The sequence below is a fragment of the Bradyrhizobium sp. AZCC 2176 genome, from assembly GCF_036924645.1.
Lineage (GTDB): Bacteria > Pseudomonadota > Alphaproteobacteria > Rhizobiales > Xanthobacteraceae > Bradyrhizobium.
Genome location: NZ_JAZHRX010000001.1, coordinates 3,723,092 through 3,743,281 on the forward strand (window position 1 = coordinate 3,723,092; position 20,190 = coordinate 3,743,281).

Annotated in this window: 18 protein-coding genes and 1 pseudogene; 2 read left to right on the top strand and 17 right to left on the bottom strand. The window is 64.2% G+C overall.

The genetic code is table 11. From position 1 onward, the window contains the following. Positions 1-525 precede the first annotated feature (525 nt). From ileS to V1288_RS17355, 3 genes and pseudogenes are all read right to left on the bottom strand, one after another. A pseudogene (gene ileS, locus V1288_RS17345) lies at positions 526-3,510 on the bottom strand (isoleucine--tRNA ligase); the annotation flags it as partial. A 194-nt stretch (positions 3,511-3,704) separates the two neighbouring features. Continuing rightward, positions 3,705-4,259, bottom strand: a complete 555-nt coding sequence (locus V1288_RS17350; protein WP_334358185.1) for a sugar O-acetyltransferase — start codon at positions 4,257-4,259, stop codon at positions 3,705-3,707. After that, complete coding sequence (locus V1288_RS17355; RefSeq protein WP_334358186.1) at positions 4,256-5,227, bottom strand: bifunctional riboflavin kinase/FAD synthetase; 972 nt, start codon at positions 5,225-5,227, stop codon at positions 4,256-4,258. The genes V1288_RS17350 and V1288_RS17355 overlap by 4 nt, the downstream gene beginning before the upstream one ends. 242 nt (positions 5,228-5,469) lie before the next feature. Here V1288_RS17355 and V1288_RS17360 point away from each other — a divergent pair, with 242 nt between their 5' ends. Continuing rightward, entirely contained in the window at positions 5,470-5,865 is a 396-nt protein-coding gene (locus V1288_RS17360) for a response regulator (protein WP_057835874.1), read from the top strand. 170 nt (positions 5,866-6,035) lie between these two features. Here V1288_RS17360 and V1288_RS17365 read toward each other — a convergent pair whose 3' ends face one another. The 10 genes from V1288_RS17365 to uvrC form a co-directional block, all read right to left on the bottom strand. Next, positions 6,036-6,890 carry a TIGR01459 family HAD-type hydrolase gene (locus tag V1288_RS17365; protein WP_334358187.1) on the bottom strand — a complete coding sequence of 285 codons (855 nt, stop codon included), beginning with the start codon at positions 6,888-6,890 and terminating at the stop codon, positions 6,036-6,038. 15 nt (positions 6,891-6,905) lie between these two features. Continuing rightward, positions 6,906-8,372 carry an EAL domain-containing protein gene (locus V1288_RS17370; protein ID WP_334358188.1) on the bottom strand — a complete coding sequence of 489 codons (1,467 nt, stop codon included), beginning with the start codon at positions 8,370-8,372 and terminating at the stop codon, positions 6,906-6,908. A gap of 163 nt (positions 8,373-8,535) precedes the next feature. Next, complete coding sequence (locus tag V1288_RS17375; RefSeq protein WP_334358189.1) at positions 8,536-9,615, bottom strand: YihY/virulence factor BrkB family protein; 1,080 nt, start codon at positions 9,613-9,615, stop codon at positions 8,536-8,538. Next, the gene (locus V1288_RS17380) at positions 9,615-10,199 is read right to left on the bottom strand and encodes a phage holin family protein (protein ID WP_334358190.1); all 585 of its coding nucleotides are present in this window, start codon (positions 10,197-10,199) and stop codon (positions 9,615-9,617) included. Before V1288_RS17380 ends, V1288_RS17375 begins: the two co-directional genes overlap by 1 nt. Before the next feature lie 84 nt (positions 10,200-10,283). Further along, entirely contained in the window at positions 10,284-11,630 is a 1,347-nt protein-coding gene (locus V1288_RS17385; protein ID WP_334358191.1) for an aspartate aminotransferase family protein, read from the bottom strand. 106 nt (positions 11,631-11,736) lie between these two features. Next, positions 11,737-12,702, bottom strand: a complete 966-nt coding sequence (gene prmB / locus V1288_RS17390) for a 50S ribosomal protein L3 N(5)-glutamine methyltransferase (protein WP_334358192.1) — start codon at positions 12,700-12,702, stop codon at positions 11,737-11,739. Further along, entirely contained in the window at positions 12,702-13,169 is a 468-nt protein-coding gene (locus V1288_RS17395) for a molybdenum cofactor biosynthesis protein MoaE (protein WP_334358193.1), read from the bottom strand. The genes prmB and V1288_RS17395 overlap by 1 nt, the downstream gene beginning before the upstream one ends. Before the next feature lie 8 nt (positions 13,170-13,177). Continuing rightward, on the bottom strand, positions 13,178-13,429 hold the full coding sequence (moaD, locus tag V1288_RS17400; protein WP_334358194.1) for a molybdopterin converting factor subunit 1: 252 nt from the start codon (positions 13,427-13,429) through the stop codon (positions 13,178-13,180). Further along, positions 13,426-14,040, bottom strand: a complete 615-nt coding sequence (gene pgsA, locus V1288_RS17405; protein ID WP_334358195.1) for a CDP-diacylglycerol--glycerol-3-phosphate 3-phosphatidyltransferase — start codon at positions 14,038-14,040, stop codon at positions 13,426-13,428. Before pgsA ends, moaD begins: the two co-directional genes overlap by 4 nt. Positions 14,041-14,144: 104 nt before the next feature. Continuing rightward, on the bottom strand, positions 14,145-16,214 hold the full coding sequence (gene uvrC / locus V1288_RS17410; protein ID WP_334358196.1) for an excinuclease ABC subunit UvrC: 2,070 nt from the start codon (positions 16,212-16,214) through the stop codon (positions 14,145-14,147). Between the two features lie 225 nt (positions 16,215-16,439). On the opposite strand from uvrC, the gene V1288_RS17415 reads away from it, so the two are divergent. Beyond that, positions 16,440-17,060: an outer membrane protein gene (locus V1288_RS17415; RefSeq protein ID WP_334358197.1), complete on the top strand. Its 621-nt coding sequence runs from the start codon at positions 16,440-16,442 to the stop codon at positions 17,058-17,060. Positions 17,061-17,235: 175 nt separating this feature from the next. Here the strand turns inward: V1288_RS17415 and V1288_RS17420 are convergent, their stop codons facing one another. The 4 genes from V1288_RS17420 to V1288_RS17435 all read right to left on the bottom strand — a co-directional run bounded on the left by V1288_RS17420 (position 17,236) and on the right by V1288_RS17435 (position 20,051). After that, a complete protein-coding gene (locus V1288_RS17420) occupies positions 17,236-17,451 on the bottom strand; it encodes a cold-shock protein (RefSeq protein ID WP_028350729.1) in 216 nt (71 codons plus the stop codon). Positions 17,452-17,714: 263 nt separating this feature from the next. Further along, positions 17,715-18,575 carry a 23S rRNA (adenine(2030)-N(6))-methyltransferase RlmJ gene (locus V1288_RS17425; protein WP_334358198.1) on the bottom strand — a complete coding sequence of 287 codons (861 nt, stop codon included), beginning with the start codon at positions 18,573-18,575 and terminating at the stop codon, positions 17,715-17,717. A 251-nt stretch (positions 18,576-18,826) separates the two neighbouring features. Further along, a complete protein-coding gene (locus tag V1288_RS17430; RefSeq protein ID WP_442894030.1) occupies positions 18,827-19,441 on the bottom strand; it encodes a ribonuclease T2 family protein in 615 nt (204 codons plus the stop codon). A 187-nt stretch (positions 19,442-19,628) separates the two neighbouring features. Next, entirely contained in the window at positions 19,629-20,051 is a 423-nt protein-coding gene (locus V1288_RS17435; RefSeq protein ID WP_334361336.1) for a hypothetical protein, read from the bottom strand. Between the last annotated feature and the right edge of the window lie 139 nt (positions 20,052-20,190).

The following is a 20,190-nucleotide window of genomic DNA, read 5'->3' on the forward strand; positions in this document are numbered from 1 at the left end:
CTTCTTTTTGGCCTTGGTCGCCGGCGGCTTCCTTCCCGGCTTGGTGGTCGTCTTTTTCTTCTTTGCCCTCCTGGCCGCCGTCTTTGTAGCCGCCTTCTTAGCCCCCTTCGTCGCCGAAGAAGCTTTCTTGGATTTGGCAGCCTTCTTCGCCTTGGCTTTGCTGACTACGGATTTCTTGGTCGTGGCTTTCTTGGCTGCCTTCTTGGCTTTGGCCTTCCTGGCTTTGGCCTTTTTGGCATTGGGCTTCCTGGCTTCGGCTTCAACGGGTTTCTCGGCTTCGACAGCGTTCCTGGCCGCCACGACCTTGTTGGCTTTGGCCCGTCTCTTGGCTTGCTCGGCCTCCGAGTTTTCCAAAGTCTTTTTGGCCCTGACCTTCTTGTCGGGCTTGGCGGCCGTCACGTTTCCCGAACCGGCTTGCTCAGGCGTTTCCTTTAGCATCGGCGCTGGTTCTACGTGCTGCGTCTCGATCAATGCGACAGGCTTGGCGGGCACTTCAACTGCATGGGCGGGCTTGCGGCCTTCGGCAAGCGCCTTCCATTCGCGCAAGGCCTGTGCATCGCGCGGGGAGACGTCGGGATACTCGGCGTCTTCACCGACGGTCGGCAGGATCTTCCACGACCGGGCGCATTTGGTGCCCACGGCCTTTTCGACCACGACGGCAACTCCCGGAACGTCGGGGAGGGTGAACGCGCTGGCCGGCGCGTCGTCGTTGGTCGCCATTGCGTTCGAAGTGATGCAGACTTCGGCGAGGTCGACATCGAACAGCGTGTTGAAGATGTTCGTGTCCGACACATAGATCAAAGGCGAAGCTTCCAGCGACGAACCGATATTCTTGGCGGCGCGTTCGAGTTCGAGCGCACCGGTGACGACGCGCCTGACGTCGCGGATGGTTTCCCACTTCGCGGCAAGCGCATCGTCGCGGAATTGGTCAAAGCCTTCCGGGAACAACGTGAGATGCACCGAGGCTTCCGCGTCCGGCTTGTACATCCGCCACGCTTCTTCAGTCGTGAAGCTGAGCACCGGCGCCAGCCAGCGCAGGATCGCATCGCAGATGATGTCGATCGCGGTAAGCGCCGCCTTGCGCGTGACCGAGGACGGCGGATCGCAATACAGCGCGTCCTTGCGGATATCGAAATAGAACGCCGACAATTCGGTGTTCATGAACGCCGCAAGCGTCGCGACCACCGTCTTGTAGTCGAACTCGGCATAGGCCTGGCGCACGATAGAGGCGCGCTTCGCCAGCTCGTGCAACATCAAGCGTTCCAGCTCGGGCATGTCGGCATGGGCGACCGCATCGGCAGGACCGAAATGATGCAGCGTGCCGAGCATCCAGCGGATCGAGTTGCGCAGCTTGCGATAGGTTTCGATGGTGTTCTTGAGGATCTCCGGCCCGATGCGCTGGTCGTCGGCGTAGTCGGTGGCACAGACCCAGAGGCGGAGGATATCCGCGCCCGAATCCTTCATCACCTTCTGCGGCTCGACGGTGTTGCCGAGCGATTTCGACATCTTGCGGCCGTTCTCGTCGAGCGTGAAGCCGTGGGTGAGCACCACGTCATACGGTGCGCGGCCGCGGGTGCCGGCGCTTTCCAGCAGCGAGGAATGAAACCAGCCGCGATGCTGGTCGCTGCCTTCGAGATACATCACGGTATCCTCGCCGCCATCGATCTTGCGGACGATGTTGCCGAGATTGGGAAAGTTCTGACGATCCTCCAGCACGAAGGCGTGGGTCGAGCCGGAATCGAACCAGACGTCGCAGATATCGTCGACCTTTTTCCAGTCCTCGCCGGCGCGATCCCTGAGAAAACGCTCGCGCGCGCCGTCCATGTACCAGGCGTCGGCGCCTTCCTCCATGAAGGCTTCGACGATGCGCTGATTGACGATTTCGTCCTGCAGGATCTCGGCAGAGCCGTCGCCCTTCTCGCGCACGAACACGGCGATCGGCACACCCCAGGCGCGTTGGCGCGAGATCACCCAGTCGGGGCGGCCGGCGATCATCCCGTTGATGCGGTTCTGCCCCGCTGGCGGCACCCATTGCGTCACCGAGATCGCATGCAGCGCGCGGGCGCGCAGCGTGTCGCCGGGCTTCGCCTGGCCGTCAACGGCGATGTCCTTGTCCATCGCAATGAACCATTGCGGCGTGTTGCGGAAGATCACCGGCTTCTTCGAGCGCCAGGAATGCGGGTATTGATGCTTGAGCCGGCCGCGCGCCAAAAGCTTGCCGGCCTCGACCAGCGCCTTGATCACGGCCTCGTTGGCGTCGCCCTTCTCGCCCTTGTCGTTGATCACGCGTTTTCCGACAAAGCCCGGGGCGTGGTCCGTGAAGGCGCCGTTCTCATCGACGGTGTAGGGGATGGCGGTGTTGATGCCGCGCGGCTCCAGATCGCGCGCGTTCGCCATCCAGACGTCGAAGTCCTCGCGGCCGTGACCGGGCGCGGTATGCACGAAGCCGGTACCGGTGTCGTCGGTGACGTGGTCGCCGGGCAACAGCGGCACCGTGAATTCGTATCCTCCGCTGAAGCCTCGCAACGGATGGGCGCATTCGACCGCGTCGAACGTATCGGCCGGCAGGTCGCGCACCTTCTCGTAGGCGGTGACGCGCGCCTGCTTGAATACTTCTGCTGCGAGCGCATCGGCGAGGATCAGGAGATCGCCGGTCTTCGCCCAATTGTCAGCGGGCGCATCGGTGATCTTGTAGAGGCCGTAGGCGATCTTCGGCGAGAACGAGATGGCGCGGTTGCCGGGCAGCGTCCACGGCGTCGTAGTCCAGATCACCACGGACGCCTCGGCCAGCGCGCCATGCGCCGGCGAGGTGACCGGAAATTTCACCCACACCATGTCGGAGGTGTAGTCCTCGTATTCGACCTCGGCTTCGGCGAGCGCGGTCTTCTCGACCACGCTCCACATCACGGGCTTGGAGCCGCGATAGAGCGTACCGTTGGCGGCGAACTTCATCAGTTCGCGCGCGATCTGGGCTTCGGCCGGATAGCTCATGGTGGCGTAGGGATGATCCCAGTCGCCGATGATGCCGAGCCGCTTGAATTCCTCGCGCTGCACATTGAGCCAGTGCGTCGCGTAGGCGCGGCACTCCTTGCGGAACGCCACCATCGCGGTGGAGTCGCGGAAATCCGGCTTCGGCTTGCCCTTGGAGCGGTAGTTCTCTTCCTCGATCTTCCATTCGATCGGCAGGCCGTGGCAGTCCCAGCCCGGCACGTAGTTGGAATCGAAGCCGAGCATCTGCTGGCTCTTGGTGACGACGTCCTTGAGGATCTTGTTCAGGGCGTGGCCGATATGGATGTTGCCGTTGGCGTAGGGCGGGCCGTCATGCAGCACGAATTTGGCGCGGCCGCGGGCGTCCTCGCGCAGCTTTCCGTAGAGATCGATCTCGTTCCAGTATTTGAGGATTTCCGGCTCGCGCTGCGGCAGGCCGGCGCGCATCGGGAATTCCGTCTGCGGCAGGAACAGGGTTTTTGAATAGTCGGTGACGTCGGACTTTTGCGGATTTTGGGACATGCAGGCTCTGGTTTGGCTCGAAGACGGCGCGAGAGGCGCGGGGAATAGCGGGTGAACACGAAAATCCCGGTCTTGCGCCGAGCTGAACGCTCAGGCGGAAGCCGGGCCGCTAATGCTGATGGTGCGCCGCGCAAACATGGGGGCTTTCCATAGCAGCCAGAAAGGAGAAGCGCAAAGGCCGGGCAGGCGCGGTATCAGGTCCCACGGGGCCGAGCAGGGTTTCCAGCAACCGTCTGGCCTGCGGCAACGTCCCGGGTGACCACGCTGCCGGCGCCGATCACCGCGCCATCGCCGATGGTGACGCCGGGCAGGATGATGGCGCCGCCGCCGATCCAGACGTCGCTGCCGATCCGCACCGGCCGGCCAAATTCGAGGCCGGTCCGCCGCGTTTCCGCGTCGCGCGGGTGATCGGCGGCATAGATCTGCGTCGCCGGCCCGATCTGGGTGCGGTCGCCGATTGTCACCTCGACGACATCGAGGATGACGCAGTTGAAGTTGAGAAACACCTCGTCGCCGAGCCGGATGTTGTAGCCGTAGTCGCAAAAGAACGGCGGACGGATCACAGCGCCGGTGCCGACGTGTCCGAAATGGGCCGATAGCAGCGCGTGGCGCTCGGCTACGGACGCTGCGAGCGCCGCATTGTAGCGTGCGAGCCAGGCCTTGTTGGCGGCGGCATCCGCCTGCAGTTCGGGATCGCCGGGACGGTACAGCTCGCCCGCAAGCATTTTCTGCTTTTCTGTCTTGTTCAACCAATCGCTCCGAGCCTGGGAAAGGCGTCCGGCGCCGCGGCCAGTGCCGCGCGCGCCCTGGCGCTGTCGTCATCCATCTGACGTATCAACGCTTCGATGGTGTCGAATTTCAGCTCGTCGCGGATGAAACTGATGAAGGCGACGTCGAGCACGCTGCCATAGAGGTCGCCCTTGAAGTCGAACAGGAACACTTCGAGCAGCGGCGCGCCGTTGTCGAAGGTCGGGCGGCGGCCGAAGCTCGCGACCGCATCGAAGCGCTCCGCGCCGCGGCCGACCCGCACCGCATAGATGCCGTGCTTGAGGCTGCAATTCTTGTCGAGGCGGATATTGGCGGTGGGGTAGCCGAGATCGCGGCCGCGCTTCTCGCCATGCATCACCTCGCCGCTGACGAACCACGGCCCGCCCAGCATAGCGGTGGCTTCGTCGATCTGGCCCTCGGCCAGCGCCATGCGGATCGCGCTGGAGGATACCGGCCGCTCCTCGATATCGACATGGGCCTGGACGTCGACCTCGATGCCGAGCCGCGGCCCCTCGCTGACCAACAGGCTCGGTGAGCCGGAACGGCCCTTGCCGAAATGAAAGTCGTAACCGACCGCGATGCCGCTGACGCCGAGGCGTTCGATCAGGTCATGGTGAATGAAATCTTGCGCCGAGGTTCCGGCGCGGGCCTTGTCGAAGGTCATCACGACCGCGCCGTCAAGCCCGGTCCCGGCCAGCAGCCGCAGCTTGTTGGCCTCGTCGGAGAGGCGGAATTGCGGGCTGTTCGGGCTGAAAAAGCTGCGCGGGTGCGGCTCGAAAGTGACGGCGAAAGCCGGCTTGCCGTGGGCGCGGCCCATCCGCAGGGCGGCGTCGATCACGGCCCGGTGCCCGAGATGAACGCCATCGAAATTGCCCATGGCGACCACGGCCCCGCGGGGGATCTCGGCGGCCGGGGTGGTATCGCGGATAATGGTAAAACCAGTTGTCATTTCAGGGATTCTTCAGGGACTTTCAAAGATTCTTCATAGATTCTTGGGTCGGGGAACGCGGCCGGGACCGTGACGCGGCGCCCCCGTCGAAGTCAAGCGGGCTGGGTCGGGCCAAAACGGCTGCAATCCGGTGTCGCCCGGTTAACGGGCTGTTTAACGGCAGGTGCTAGACGTGGGGGGAGGACTGCGGGTCGCGCAGGCCTGTCGAATATTTGTGGCGTAAGCGTTGAGTGGGGGAAAAGATGGCGGTTGATTTGTCCATGCCGGTTCTGGTGGTTGATGACTACAGCACCATGATCCGCATCATCCGAAATCTTCTGAAGCAGCTCGGCTTCGACAACATCGACGACGCCAGCGACGGTTCGGCGGCGCTCAACAAGATGCGCGGCAAGAAATACGGGCTCGTGATCTCCGACTGGAACATGGAGCCGATGACCGGCTATGACCTGCTCAAGGAAGTCCGTGCCGACCCCAATCTGGCCACCACGCCCTTCATCATGATCACGGCGGAATCCAAGACCGAGAACGTGATCGCCGCCAAGAAGGCCGGCGTGAACAACTATATCGTCAAGCCGTTCAACGCGGCGACGCTGAAGACCAAGATCGAAGCGGTCTTCCCGGACATGGCGACGGCGTAAGGCGCCTGGTTTCCAGCTCGCTCCAATTCTCGGGCTGCCCGGCCCAATCCCGGGCATGCCCTCTCATGAGTCCACGCCCTACCAGGTCTTGCGTTTTCGGATGATGTAAGGCCCATTCCTACTTTGCATGGGGTTGTTTTCGCAATTTTGAGTCCGGTGCAGCGATGCACCTACCACCGCAGCTCGCGCATCAGCGCGCGGGGCGGATGGCCGAACAGCTCTTTCACCGAGGCCGGGTCGAGCTGATCGATGCCCTCGAATTCCTCGGAATGGATGCCGCGGGTGAGGAAAAGACAATCGATCCCGAAGCCGTGCGCGCCGGTGAGATCGGTGCGCACCGAATCTCCGATTGCCAGCACACGGTCGAGCGAAGTCGGCTGGCCGCGGCGTTCGGCAGCGAGCGCCATGGCGCGTTCATAGATCGGCCGGTGCGGCTTGCCGTAGAAGATCACCTCACCGCCCAACTCGCGATAGAGCTCGGCGATCGCGCCCGCGCAATAGATCAGCCGGTCGCCGCGTTCGACGACGATGTCGGGGTTGGCGCAAACCAGCGGCAGCTTGTGCTCGCGCGCCTGCAGCATCATCGCGCGGTAGTCTTCCGCCGATTCGGTTTCGTCGTCGAACAGGCCGGTGCAGACGATGTAGTCGGCCTGTTCCAGCGGCGCCGTCACGGCATCGAGTCCGCGATAAATCGACGAGTCGCGCTCCGGACCTAGCCAGAACATTTTCTTGCCGGGGTGATCGGCGACGAAGTGCCGGGTCAGGTCGCCGGAAGAGACGATCGCGTCGTAGGTTTCGTCGGCGACGCCGAGCTTCCGCAACTGGCGCTGCACGGAATCGGCCGGCCGCGGCGCGTTGGTGATCAGGATGACGGTGCCGCCGCGCTGGCGATAGGTATGCAGCGCCTCGCAGGCTTCGGGAAACGACTCGAGCCCGTTATGCACCACGCCCCAGATGTCGGAGAGGATGACTTCCACGCCGTCCACGAGGTCGCGTAGCCGCTCGACGAAACGCAATGAGGTCATGAGTTCGGAAGCCTGTTAGCCCGGTCCGGCGGCGCGTCGCGCCAGCGCGGCATTGCCGGTTGACCGCATCGCGGGCTCTGCGGCCGGGCCGGCGATGGGAACGGTGTTGCTGGAGCCATTGGGAGTGCCGGATTCCTTGTTCGCTGTCGCCCCGCCGGTAGCAGATGCCCCCTCGGGCCGCAACGGCCGCGGCGGCGCAAACAGGAAGCCTTGTCCAAACCGCACGTCATAGTCGAGCAGGTCCACCACCGCGCGCTCGCCCTCGATCTTTTCGGCGATCAGGTCGATGCCGAAGCGGCCGAGCAGGTCGGAAAGATCGGAAGGGTGGATGTCGGAAGTCGAGCTTTGCTTGGGATCGAGCAACAAAGCCGCCGGCACCTTGATGAAACGGACGCCGCGGTCGGCGAGGTCGCGCGGCTCGATCCGCAAGTCGGTGACGTGATCGATCGAGAAGCGGTAACCGCGCTGCGACAGTGCGGCGAGATTCTCGATTTCGGTCGGGCCGAGGTGGCGGAACGCCGCCTGCTTGAATTCGAGCACGAAGGACGGCGCCAGCGCCCGATTGGCCTCGAGGAAGTCGAGGCATTGCGCAAAATTGACGGAATTGCCGAGCGTCGCCGCCGAGACGTTGCAGAACACGCCGACGTCCTTGTTGCGCACCATCAGGCGGCGCAACACCTGGATACAGCGCAGCATCACCATGTGATCGATCTTGCCAATCAGCCCGCCGGCTTCCGCGGTGGGGATGAAATCGTCGGCGGCCAGTATCTGATCCTTGTCGTCGCGCAGCCGCGTCACCGCCTCGTAAAAGCGCACCTTGCGCTGCGGCAGCGTCACCATCGGCTGCAGGTAGATGTCGAGCCGGTTTTCCTCGACGGCGCTTTTCACCGCGGCGAGCAGTTGCTGATTGCGTGCGGGCGCGGCGGCTTCCGCGGCAATCAAGGTCTGCGCCGGCTTTGCAGCGGCAACCGGCGCGGGCCTGACGGCAGGCGCCGCCGGCTCGGGGGCGATCACCGGCTCTACCTGCGGTTCGGAATCATGCCTGTTTGCCGGGGCGGGGGGCGCGGCCGCCGCGCCCTGGGCCAGCAAGTCCTCGTGGCTGGCCACCGAGACGGCCAGTTGCTTGACCAGCCCGCCGAGCTCGTTGATCTCGCCGAGGACGGCCTGGATCCGGTCGGAGCTTGCCGAGTTCGCCGACACCACCCGGCCCTCGACGGCAGCGAGACGGCGGCCGAATTCGGCGACCTGGCGGGCGAGGTCGGCGGTGCCGCGGGAAAGATCGGCGATCTGGCCGCCGACGTCGGAGCGGTCGCGCAGCCGCATCGACACGGCGTTGTAGAGGATCAGGAAGGTCAGCGCGGTGAGCGCCACGATCGCGGATTCGGTGCCGTTGAAGCCGGCCACCGCATGCAGGACGAGGCCGAGGGAGGCTGCAACCAGCACCATGCAGATGGCGATGAAAATCGTCGAAATGCGAATCATGTCGCGCGCTACGCCCTCAGGTCGGAACTGTGTTCACCCGGGAAAACACGGAAGTTTCAGGCATGTTCCGGTTTGCGCTTCCCCAAGCGTAACAACCTTAGCATCAATGTTGATTCGCGGAGCTAGTGTTCTTTGCGCTCGGTCGGAATTGGCGTGCCGGCGATCACGCCCGGCTGCTACCCGCCGGCTTGGCGCCCCGGATGTCCGCGGTCGCATGGCGCTCGATCTCCGAGTTCAGCTCTGCCCCGAACAGCACGATCGTTGCCGATATCCACATCCACATCATCAGGCCAATCGCGGCGCCAAGCGAGCCGTAGGTCGCGTTGTAGTTGCCGAAATTGGAGAGATACCAGGACAGCGCGGCCGAGCCGGCGATCCAGAGCAGCGCCGCGGCCAGCGTCCCCGCACCCAGCCACTCCCACCGCGCCGCGGGCCGGTTGGGTCCAAACCGATAGAGCAGGCTCAGCGCCACGAGCAGGACAGCCAACAGCAACGGCCAACGCGCCAGGCCGAGGATAAGCCCACTCCCGGACGGCAGGCCGAGATGACTGAACAGCAGCGGAAACACCACGACTGCGCCGACCATCAGCAGCAGGGCCACGATCCCGCCGGTCGTGAAGGCGAGCGAAAGCAGGTTTAGTTTCAGAAAGTTGCGAGTTTCCCGCACTTCGTAGACGACATTGAGCGCGTCGATGATCGCTTTGACACCGGCGTTGGCGCTCCACAGCGCAAGGGCGAGGCCAAACAGAAACGTCCCGCCGAGCGCGGCGTTGCCCTTGGCGAGCACGCGGGCGATCTGGTCCTGCACGATCTGGAACGAACCTTCGGGCAGCATCAGCGCCAGCGTTTGCAGATTGGCGCCGATGGTTCTGGGGTCGGCGAACAGTCCGTAGGACGAGACCAGCGCCGTTATGGCCGGAAATATCGCGAGCAGTCCGAAGAACACCACGCCGGCCGCGGTGGCGAGCAAACGGTCGTCGTTCGCGCGTTCATAAACGCGCCACAGGATGCGTTTCCAGGCCGTCCAGGGAATTGCAATCCAATTGATCGCAGGCGGGCCCCCCGTTCGGGCACCCGGTTCCTGAGCCTGTTCGCGCGCGGGCGGGCCGGGTTGTGCGACCAATTTTTCGGAAGAACGTGCTTTTGCTCCGGGCTGAAAAAAATGCTGCGCGGCCAGGACGAGAATGGCGGTCGCCGCGATCAAGCGCAGATTGTTGTCGGGGCCGGATCGCGCGCGGCGCATCAGATGTCCGTTCGTCGCGCGTGCCACCGCCGTCGCGTTGCCGCCCAGCCCAGCAGGGTCGCCATCAGGATCAGGCCGGCCTGCATCTTCCTGTTGTCGTGCTCCGTCCGGGATCGCCGCCTGCGACGATCGCCGACTGGACGCGCCGACGGCGCCAACAAGACCGACGCGGCGGTGTCGCGTGCGGCTTCAAGCTGGTCCGGCTGAAGCGGATTGGCCTTGATCGCCACGCGAAGGCGGCTGGTGAGCGAGGGAAAATTCGGCGATGGCCGTCTCAGTCTGGCCGCGGCCAGCCCGGCGCAGATCGCGGCGATCACGAGCAGCAACGCGCCAATGGCGCCGAACGCCCAGAACTGTCCGTACTGGATTTCGATCCAGCGAAACAGCGCAATGGCGCCGACGAGGCAGGCGGCAATGAGGAAGACGCCGGCTGCGCCGAGCAGCCCGGCGGCGATAGCATAGGACGTGATGGTCCCGCTCGCCTGGTTCGTCCGGTCGCGCAGGTACGATCGCGTCGCCAGCTTGATCTGGTTGAGCTTCAGTCCGATCCCGGCGCGCAGCAGGTCGCTCGAAGGCGCGAGCATCTCTGCAATACCTCCTCCGGCGGGGACACGATCGGTTCCGCCGGAGAATGAACGCCGCTTGGTTTTGAATGTTCCTGCGGCGGCTCAGGCCGTCGCGCGGATCACCTTGGCGACCTTTTCGATGATCTCGCCGATCTGGTCTTCGGTGATGATCAAAGGCGGGGTCAGCACCAGCGTGTCGCCGGCAACCCGCAGCATCAGATCATGGTCGTGGAAGGCGCTGTTGAGCCCGGCGAAGCCGCGCTTGCCCGGTGCCTCGGCGACCGGCGCGAGATCGATACCGGCGGTCAGGCCGACGGTGCGGATATCGACGACGCCGGCTTCCTTGCGCAGCGACATCACGGCGTCGGCGAATTTCGGCTCGAGCTTGTTGGCGCGCTCGAACAGCTTTTCGTCGCGATAGATGTCGAGGGTGGCAAGACCCGCCGCGCAGGCCAACGGATGGGCCGAGTAGGTGTAGCCGTGGGCCAGTTCCACGGCGTATTCCGGGCCGCTCATGAAAGCGTCATGGATGGTGTCGCGCACCAGCACGCCGCCCAGCGGCGCAGCGCCATTGGTGATGCCCTTGGCGAAGGTCAGCATGTCCGGCACCACGCCATAGCGCTCGGCGGCAAAGGCGAAGCCGAGCCGGCCATAGCCGGTGATGACCTCGTCGAAGATCAGGAGGATGCCGTGCTTCTGGGTGATCTCGCGCAGCCGCTGGAGATAGCCCTTCGGCGCCGGCAGCACGCCGGTCGATCCCGCCATCGGCTCGACCATCACGGCAGCGACGGTGTTGGCGCCGTGCAGGTTGACGATGCGTTCGAGCTCATCGGCGAAATGCGCGCCATAGTCCGGTTCGCCCTTGCTGAAGGCCTGCTTCTCGCGGTCATAGGTCGCCGGCAGATGATCGACGCCCGTCAGGAGCGAACCGAACAGCTTCCGGTTGCCGACGATGCCGCCGACGGAAGTGCCGCCGAAGCCGACGCCGTGATAGCCGCGTTCGCGGCCGATCAGGCGGATGCGGCTGCCCTGGCCGTTGATCTGGTGATAGGCGAGCGCGATCTTGAGCGCGGTATCGGCCGCCTCCGAGCCGGAGTTGCAGAAGAACACGTGGTCGAGGCCTGTGGGCGCCAGCTCCGCGATGCGGCTCGCAAGTTCGAAGGCCTGCGGGATGCCGAACTGGAACGGCGGCGCATAGTCCAGCGCCTCGGCCTGCTTGGCGATCGCCGACGAAATCTGGGTGCGGCCATGGCCGGCATTGGTGCACCACATGCCCGAGGCGCCGTCGATGATCTTGCGGCCGTCGACGGTGAAATAATGCATGTCCTTGGCGCCGGCGAGCAGCCGCGGGTTCTTCTTGAACGCCCGGTTCGCGGTGAACGGCATCCAATGCGCGGCGAGGTCGTTCGGCACGTTGACGGAGTTGGGACGGGGGCGCTTGTCCAGCATGGGCGGCCTCTTTTCTGTTTGGGGCGATGGGCTATTGCCAAACTATCAGTTTCGTCCCTGAACGGGAACGCCGGCACGCCGTGATATTTCCGCGCAATATGCCGGATCAAAGATCGGCGGCAGCGATCCAGAATACTTCGCCCTCGGAATCCTCGGTATCGAGCCAGAGCAGCGGCAGTTGTGGATAGGCGGCCTCGAGTTGCGGGCGGCAGCGGCCGATCTCGCATAACAGCCCGCCCTGCGGCGTCAGGTGCGCTTCTGCCTCGTCCACGATGCGGCGGACGATGTCGATCCCGTCCGCGCCGCCGTCGAAGGCGAGTTTCGGCTCGGCGCGGCATTCGCGCGGCAGATCGGCCATGCCCTGTGCGTCCACATAGGGCGGATTGGAAATGATGAGGTCGTAACGTTTGCCGCCCAGCGGCTTGAACAGATCGCCGCGGTACAGCGTGAGGCGATCCTCCAGACCGTAATCCCGGACATTGCGCGCGGCGACTTCGAGCGCATCCTTTGAAATATCCACCGCGTCGATTTCGGCATTCGGAAAATTCCGGCTGGCCAGAATGGCAAGGCAGCCCGAGCCGGTGCAAAGGTCGAGCACGCTTTCGACCGCGCCTGCGTCCGAGATCAGCGAGCCGGCCTCCGCGTCGCCGTCGCCGCCGAAATGCTGCTCCAGCAATTCGCCGATGAACGAGCGCGGCACGATGGTGCGCTCGTCGACATAGAACGGCAAGCCGCGCATGTAGATCTTGTTGACGAGGTAGGCGGTGGGTTTTCGCGTCGTGACGCGCCGCGCGATCAGATCGAGGATCTTGTTGCCTTCGGCTGTCGTGACGCGCGCGGTGGCGAAGGCCTCGAACTGGTCAGGGTGCAGATGCAACGCTTCGCAGACCAGGAAGGCGGCTTCCGCAAGCGGATCGGTGGTACCGTGCGCGAATACCAGATCGGCTTCAACGAAGCGGCTGACGGCGTAGCGGACAAAATCCAGCAGCGTCTGCAATTCGCCTGCAGCGACCTTGGGGAGTTTCGACGGGGTGGCACCGCGCTTCGGCGCGGGTTTTGCGCGTTTGGCCATCAGGGTTTGGTCCAGCGCGCGGCGGCGGCATCATCATCGTCGCGCGCCTCGACCCAACTCGGGCCTTTTTCGCTTTCCTCGCGCTTCCAGAACGGCGCGTTGGTCTTGAGGTAGTCCATCAGAAATTCCGCCGCTTCGAAGGCTGCCTGGCGATGCGGCGACGCCGTCACCACCAGCACGATGTTCTCGCCCGGCGCGATGCGGCCGAACCGGTGAACGATGGTGAGGCCCTGCAACGGCCAGCGCGACAGCGCCTCGTCGGCGTGGCGCCCGATCTCGGCCTCGGCCATCCCTGGATAATGCTCGAGCGTCAGCGCGGCGATCGGCTCGCCGTTCTCGCTGCCGCGGCAGATGCCGCTGAACGAGACGACGGCGCCGATGTCGGTGCGGCCCTTGGTCAGCGCCGCGATTTCCTGCGCGGCGTCGAAGTCGGCTTGCTGGATACGGATGGTCGCGGTGACGGACATGGATAGGGTTAGCCGCCGGTCATCGGCGGAAAGAATGCAATCTCGCGCGCGCCTGATATCACCGCGTCCGGCTTGACATGGGCGTGGTCGATGGCGGCGCGGATCACCTTCGGCTTTTCGAAGGCGTAGGCATAGGCCTCGCCGCGGCTGGAGAGCCAGCCGATCAAATCGTTCACGGTGCGCACATCGGCCGGCGGCTCGACTGTTTCCTCCGCGATGCCGACCCGCTCACGTACCCAGGCGAAATATTTCACCTTCATCCCTCATCCTCCTTGATGAGGTGATGGATGCCGGCGCGGAAATAATCCCAGCCGGTGTAAATCGTGAAGATCGCCGACATCCACAGCAGGCCGATTCCGATCAGGGTGGTCTGGGGCAGAATCTGCTCACCCGCCTCGCCGGCGATCAGGAAGCCGATCGCGACCAATTGGATGGTGGTCTTCCATTTCGCGAGCTTGGTCACGGGCACACTGACCCGCAGCGCCGCCAGATATTCCCTTAAGCCGGAGACCAGGATTTCGCGGCACAGGATCACGATGGCAGCCCACAACGTCCAGCCATGGATGCTGCTATCCGCTGCCAGCATCAGGAGGCAGGACGCCACCAGGAGCTTGTCGGCGATCGGATCGAGCATCCGGCCGAAGGCAGATTGCTGATCCCAGATTCGCGCATAGTAACCATCGAGGTAGTCGGTCACCGCGGCAGCGATAAAGACGGCCAGGGCTACCCAGCGCAGCCAGAGCGGGCCGTCCAGGATGGACTGGGCGAAAACGCAGCCGACCACTACCGGAATGGCGGCAATGCGGGCGTAGGTCAGGATATTCGGCAGGGACAGGGTTTTGGCCTGTCCCCTGGTTGTTGCGATGTTCATCCGTCTTACCAATACCGCTGGAGCGTGAAGGTCAACCGTGCGGACCTAGATCATCTGTCGCAGGCGACATCCAAATGACACGCGCCTTTCGACTCGAAGTCCCCTTAACCCGGCTGCGCATGGAAAAACTCGAAAATCTTGCGCGCGCTTTCGGCGCTAACGCCTGGAACCTTGCCGAGGTCCGCGATCGAGGCCCGCTCGATCTCCTTCAGCGTTCCGAAGTGATGCAGCAAGGCACGTTTGCGTGACGGCCCGATGCCCGGGATCTCCTGCAGTCCGGCTTCCCTGATGTCCTTTTTCCGCAATTTGCGGTGCGAGCCGATCACGAAGCGATGCGCCTCGTCGCGCAGCCGCTGGATGAAATACAGCACGGGGTCGCGCGGTTCGAGCTTGATGGCTTCGCGGTCCGGCATGAACAGGGTTTCGCGCCCGGCATCGCGGTCCGGGCCTTTGGCCACGGCCATGAGCGACACCTGGGTAAGTCCCAGACCCTCGAAAATCTCCCTGACGGCGTTGAGCTGGCCGCGACCGCCGTCGATGATGACGAGGTCGGGCCATTGCGGAAACGAATCATCGTCGGCCTTCGCCTTGACGGCGTCGTCCTCCGGCGGTTTCAGGAGCCGCTTGAAGCGCCGTTCCAGCACCTCGCGCATCATCGCGTAGTCGTCGCCGGGCGTCAGTCCCTCGGACTTGATGTTGAACTTGCGGTACTGGTTTTTGATAAACCCATCCGGTCCCGCCACGATCATCGCGCCGACGGCGTTGGTACCCTGGATGTGGCTGTTGTCGTAGACCTCGATGCGCTTCGGCACCTGCGGCAGTGCGAGCGTGGTCGCCATCCCTTCCAGCAGCCTGCTCTGCGTCGCCGTATCGGCAAGCTTGCGGCCAAGCGCCTCGCGCGCGTTGGTCAGCGCATGCGTGACTAATTCCTTTTTCTCGCCGCGCTTCGGCACCGAGACTTCGACTTTGTAGCCGGCCTTCACGCAAAGCGCGTCGGCAAGCAGTGCTGATTCCTCGATCTCATGCGACAGCAGGATGAGTTTCGGTGGCGGCTTGTCGTCGTAGAATTGCGCGAGGAACGAGGCCAGCACCTCCTCCGGCGTGAAGGATTTTTCAGCGCGCGGGAAGTAGGCGCGGTTGCCCCAGTTCTGGCCGGTGCGGAAGAAGAACACCTCCACGCAGGAATAGCCGCCCTCCTGATGGATCGCGAACACGTCGGCTTCTTCCACGGTGCGCGGATTGATGCCCTGCTGCGACTGGATCGCCGACAGCGCGGCGAGGCGGTCGCGGTAGAGCGCTGCGGTCTCGAATTCCAGCTCGTTGGACGCCTTCTCCATCTCGCCGGCGAGCAACTCCTTCACGGCGTGGCTGCGGCCGGACAGGAAATCGTTCGCTTCGCGCACCAGTTCGGAATAGCCGGGAAAGTCGATCTCGCGGGTGCAGGGGCCCGAGCAGCGGCGGATCTGGTACAGCAGGCACGGCCGGGTGCGACTTTCGAAAAAGCCGTCGGTGCAGGAGCGGATCAGAAAGGCGCGCTGCAGTGCCGTAATGGTGCGGTTGACGGCGCCGGCGGAAGCGAACGGCCCGAAATATCGTCCGGGCCTGGTTTGCGCGCCGCGATGTTTGAGGATCTGCGGCGCCCAATGGTCGCCAGTGATCAGGATATAGGGAAACGACTTGTCGTCGCGCAGTTGCACGTTGAAGCGCGGCCTGAGCTGCTTGATCAGGTTGGCTTCCAGCAGCAGCGCTTCGGTCTCGGTCGTGGTGGAGACGATCTCGACCGTCACGGTCGCCGCGATCATCCGCAGGATGCGGGCGGGCAGGGGCGCGTTGACGCGGGCGTAGGACGACAGCCGCTTGCGGACGTTCTTCGCCTTGCCGACATAGAGCACGTCGCTCGCGGCATTGAGCATGCGGTAGACGCCGGGAGATGTCGGTGCCAGCCGCACCGCGTTTTCGATCGCGGCATGGCCGACCGACAGCGGGCCTTCGGCAATCGCCTCGGCGGGCTCCTCAGGGACTTCCGGCAGGCGCGCCTCGTCGTCCTCGTCGGCGGCTGAGGTCGCGGGATCGACGTCGTCGGCGGCGATCAGGTCCTGCGGCGGTAGCTCCGGCTGGGAACCCCGTCGCGCCTTGCGCGGGGGCTGCGGTTGGTCGGTAGAATCGTGATCCATGGGCCCAAATTTAAGCGCTGCAGGCCAGCATCGCCAGCGCTCGCGGCGCTCTTGGCCGGGAAGGCGCCGGTAACGCTCCATTAAGAACGATGAGCGGGCGGTAACCCGGCTTAACAACGCTTTAACTTAAAACTCTCGATAAATCTTACTGGAAAAAAGCTGGAGTTCCGTAACCAAACCGGTGTCTCGCCCGGCGTGGTCGCGGCCGTTGCGTGGAGTTGCGTGATGAGCAGGGTTGTGTTGGGCGCAGTCGCGTTGATCGCGGCAGGCTGGACCATGTCGGCGCGGGCGGCCGATCTCTACGGATCGCGCGCACCCTATACCGTCAACCAGCCGCTCAACGCCTATAGCTGGGCCGGCCCCTATCTCGGCGGCAACCTCGGCTATGCCTGGGGTTCGGTCGCCAACAATCCGACCAAGCCGTCCGGTTTCGTGGGTGGTGTCCAGGCCGGCTACAACTGGCAGAACGGCGCCTGGGTGTTCGGTCTCGAAGGCGACCTCCAGGCGACCGGCGCCGAAGAAACCTTTGCGCCGTGGAAATTTTCCAATCCCTGGTTCGGCACGGTTCGCGGCCGCGCCGGTTTTGCGATCAACAACATCCTGTTCTTCGGCACGGGCGGTCTTGCCTTCGGCGAATTGCGCGCCACCACCTTCGGCGTGTCGGAGTCCCATACCAATGCGGGCTGGACGCTCGGCGCCGGCGCCGAGATGGGCTTCGCCCCGAACTGGAGCGCCAAGATCGAATATCTCTATGTCGATCTGGCCAACAGCAACTTCGTCATTACAGGCGCGTCGAACGGCTACCGGTTTGGTCTGATACGGGCCGGCTTGAACTATCGCTTCTGAGAACAAAGAAACTGTCGGCTACCACCTCCCGGCGGCAGTAAGTCGCCGGGATTTTTTTGCCCTCAGGCCGGGGTTACGCGCGGGCGCCGCGCGCCTCAACGCTCTGGGCGGCGACGCCGTGCCCAGCACAATCTTCGCAGCAGGAATCCAGCCCGCTTCGATCGCGGGCTTCAGCTCACGATGAAATCACCAGGTTGACCGCCTTGGGGCCTTTGCCCTTCTTGTCCGGTTCGACCTCGAACGTAATGCGCTGTCCTTCTGTCAGATCCTTCAATCCGGCCCGCTCGACGGCGGTGATGTGCACGAACACATCGCGGCCGCCATCATCGGGCTTGATGAAGCCGTAGCCGCGTTCTCCATTGAAGAACTTGACTGTTCCAGTCATGGCCATCGGGAAACTCCTCCCCCGTATTGCTCTGCCGCTACGCGCACCTCGCGTATCAGCCGACCGGACATTCGCTGCCGGAAGCTTGGCCACCTGAGCCGACCGGGTTCACGCCACCGACCGACCTGGATTTTATTAGGCCTTGATCACTCCGCCGCAACCATTCGCGGAAGCGGAACGTAAAGCCAGTCCCAACGGCCTGAGCATAATACGGTTTCGCGCAAATTGCCTACGGCGATTCGCACTTTTCACCGGCCGCGCCGCACCCCTCAAGGCTTCGGCGTCTCCAGCCTGAACCGGCCGGCCCCGCCCTGGCCGAGCGGTTTTTCGAGTTCGGGCAGAATCGTCTTCAATTCACCTGCCAGCGTCCACGGCGGATTGACGATCAGGAGCCCGGTGGAGGCGAGGGGGCCGCCCGGCGCCTGCGGCGCAACGGAAAATTCGAGCCGCAGACATTTCCCGGCCGGCTTGCTGGTGGCGGCAGCGCCCGCGACGAGGCGCGCCAGCGTGTCGGTGGCGCGCCGGCTCTTCACCGGATACCAGATCAGATAGCTGCCGGTCGGCCACTTCGCGTAGGCTTCGGCGAATCCGTCCGCCAGCCGCTCGAATTCGTCCTTTTGCTCGAACGAGGGATCGATCAGCACCAGGCCGCGCCGCTCATTGGGGGGAACGAAGGCCGGCAACGCCGTCCAGCCGTCGAGATCGACCACCCGCGCCTGGCTGTCGCGGCGCAGCGCATCGATCAATTGCCTGCGTGCGCCAGACTCGATTTCGCAGGCCGTGAGACGGTCCTGCGGCCGCAGCAGCGCGCGGGCGATCAGGGGCGATCCGGGATAGGCCTCAAGCTTGCCCGGCGCGTTGAATGCCCTGATGATATCGAGATAGGGGGTCACCAGCGGCAGCGTATTTTCCGAAAACCGCGCCTGCAGCACCCGCGCGATGCCGGTCAGCCATTCGCCGCCACGGCGCGCCTCCTCGCCGGTGAGATCGTAACGTCCGGCACCGGCATGGGTGTCGATGACGCGAAACGGGGCCGGCTTTTCCTGCAGATAGGTCAGCATGCGCACCAGCACGATGTGCTTGATGACATCGGCAAAGCCGCCGGCGTGAAAGGCGTGTCGGTAATTCATGGCAGTCGGCTGACCCATTGGAGAAGACCTAGCGTCTTCTACGCGTCACGGCCGGGCTTGTCCCGCTTCGCAAACGCCCCCCGCAGCAGCGCTGAAGGCCCGACGCAGCTTTGGCCTAGGGGGTCCCGGCCATCCACGTACCTTGCAGACGACAATAAAGCCGTGGATGACCGGGAACGCAGACAACGCTGGGCAGTCTGCGCAGGGCTGATCGCCATGCCTTGGCATGGCGGAGCAAAGAGGGTCTGTCTTCAGCCGCCCCGCACCGGCGGCATCACCACCTCGTCACGCCGGCAGGCGCGGCGGTCGATTTCGTCGCAGGCGCGGAATTGCATGTCCTTGCTCAGGCAGACCCGCACCTCGCTCAGCCGCCGGCTCGAGCAGGTCACCGAAATCGCCGAACTGCTCAGGCCCGGATTAATCTTGATGAAGGCCTCTTCGAGATCGCCCGGAGCGATGGTCTTCTGCTCCGACAATTGCAGGAATTCCTCGGGGATCTTCACCGCCGCGCGCGCCTTGCGGACGCTCTCGAAATAGGCTCGCGCGCCAAGGCCCGAACAGGTGCCGTGCTTGTCCCACTCGTTGAAGATCAGGCCGGGCGCCGGCATCAGGTCCAGCATCGAAGTCATGATGTTGCGATCGAGCCGCGGCGAGGGGCGCTGGCAATATTCGGGAAAACCGCGCTCATATTGCGGCCACAGGCCGTGGACCACGAAGGAATAGGGCCGTTCGCACTGGGCCTGTGAGCGCCCGCTATTGCCGCGCTCGGCCGCCGCCTCGCAGAACGAGGGCGACCAGGAAAGGGCAAGGACGTAAAAATCGAATTCGCCAGGGGCGTTCTGCCGGCGGTCCTGCGCGGACGCCATCCCGACGGAAACGATAACAAGCGCCAGCGAAATCAGCAGCCGCGAAATGGTGACGGATCGGTACATCGAAAGCCCCTCTACTCGACTACCGGGAGCCTAGCAGGGAACCGGAACATTTCAAGAACAAAATTAAATTTATCTCGGACGCCAGCCCCGGGGGCCGTTTAATCGGCGCGAATTGGGCGAATCAGGGCTTGGCGGCCCGGCAGCCGGGGCTGTAGGCCCAGTTGCGGTCAAGCCCGGTCACGCACCATTCGACGCCCTGGCCGAAGCCGGCAAAGCCGCCATCCTCGATGATCGAGTAGTGCACGGTGCGCATCTTGCCGTCGCTCAGCATCACGTCACCGCTGCAGTAGCGGCGCGGAATATTGTCGGACTGCCATGGCCGGAACGCGGTCTCGTGGATCCGGCCGAAAGCGGTAATCGTCAGCACCGAATTCCAGAACTTGCCTTCCTTTTCCTGGAATTGATATGCGATCGTCGCCAGCGCCCGCTCGCATTCGGCAACGCGGCCGTCATACTTCGGGCCGAACAGCCCGAAATTCAGCTCCAACGGGTTGGCGGCCTGGGCGGCAGGGCTGGCGGCCAGCAGGGCGAGCGCCGCCGCCATCGCGCCAAGTACTCTGGAGCCGAGTGCTCGGGAGCCGAGTGCTCGGGAGCCGAGTGCTCTGGGGCCGAGTGCTCTCATGGAGGTGAATAGGTTGCGCATGGGGAATCCGCCGGTAAGCCAACACGCGAGACGGTGCCGC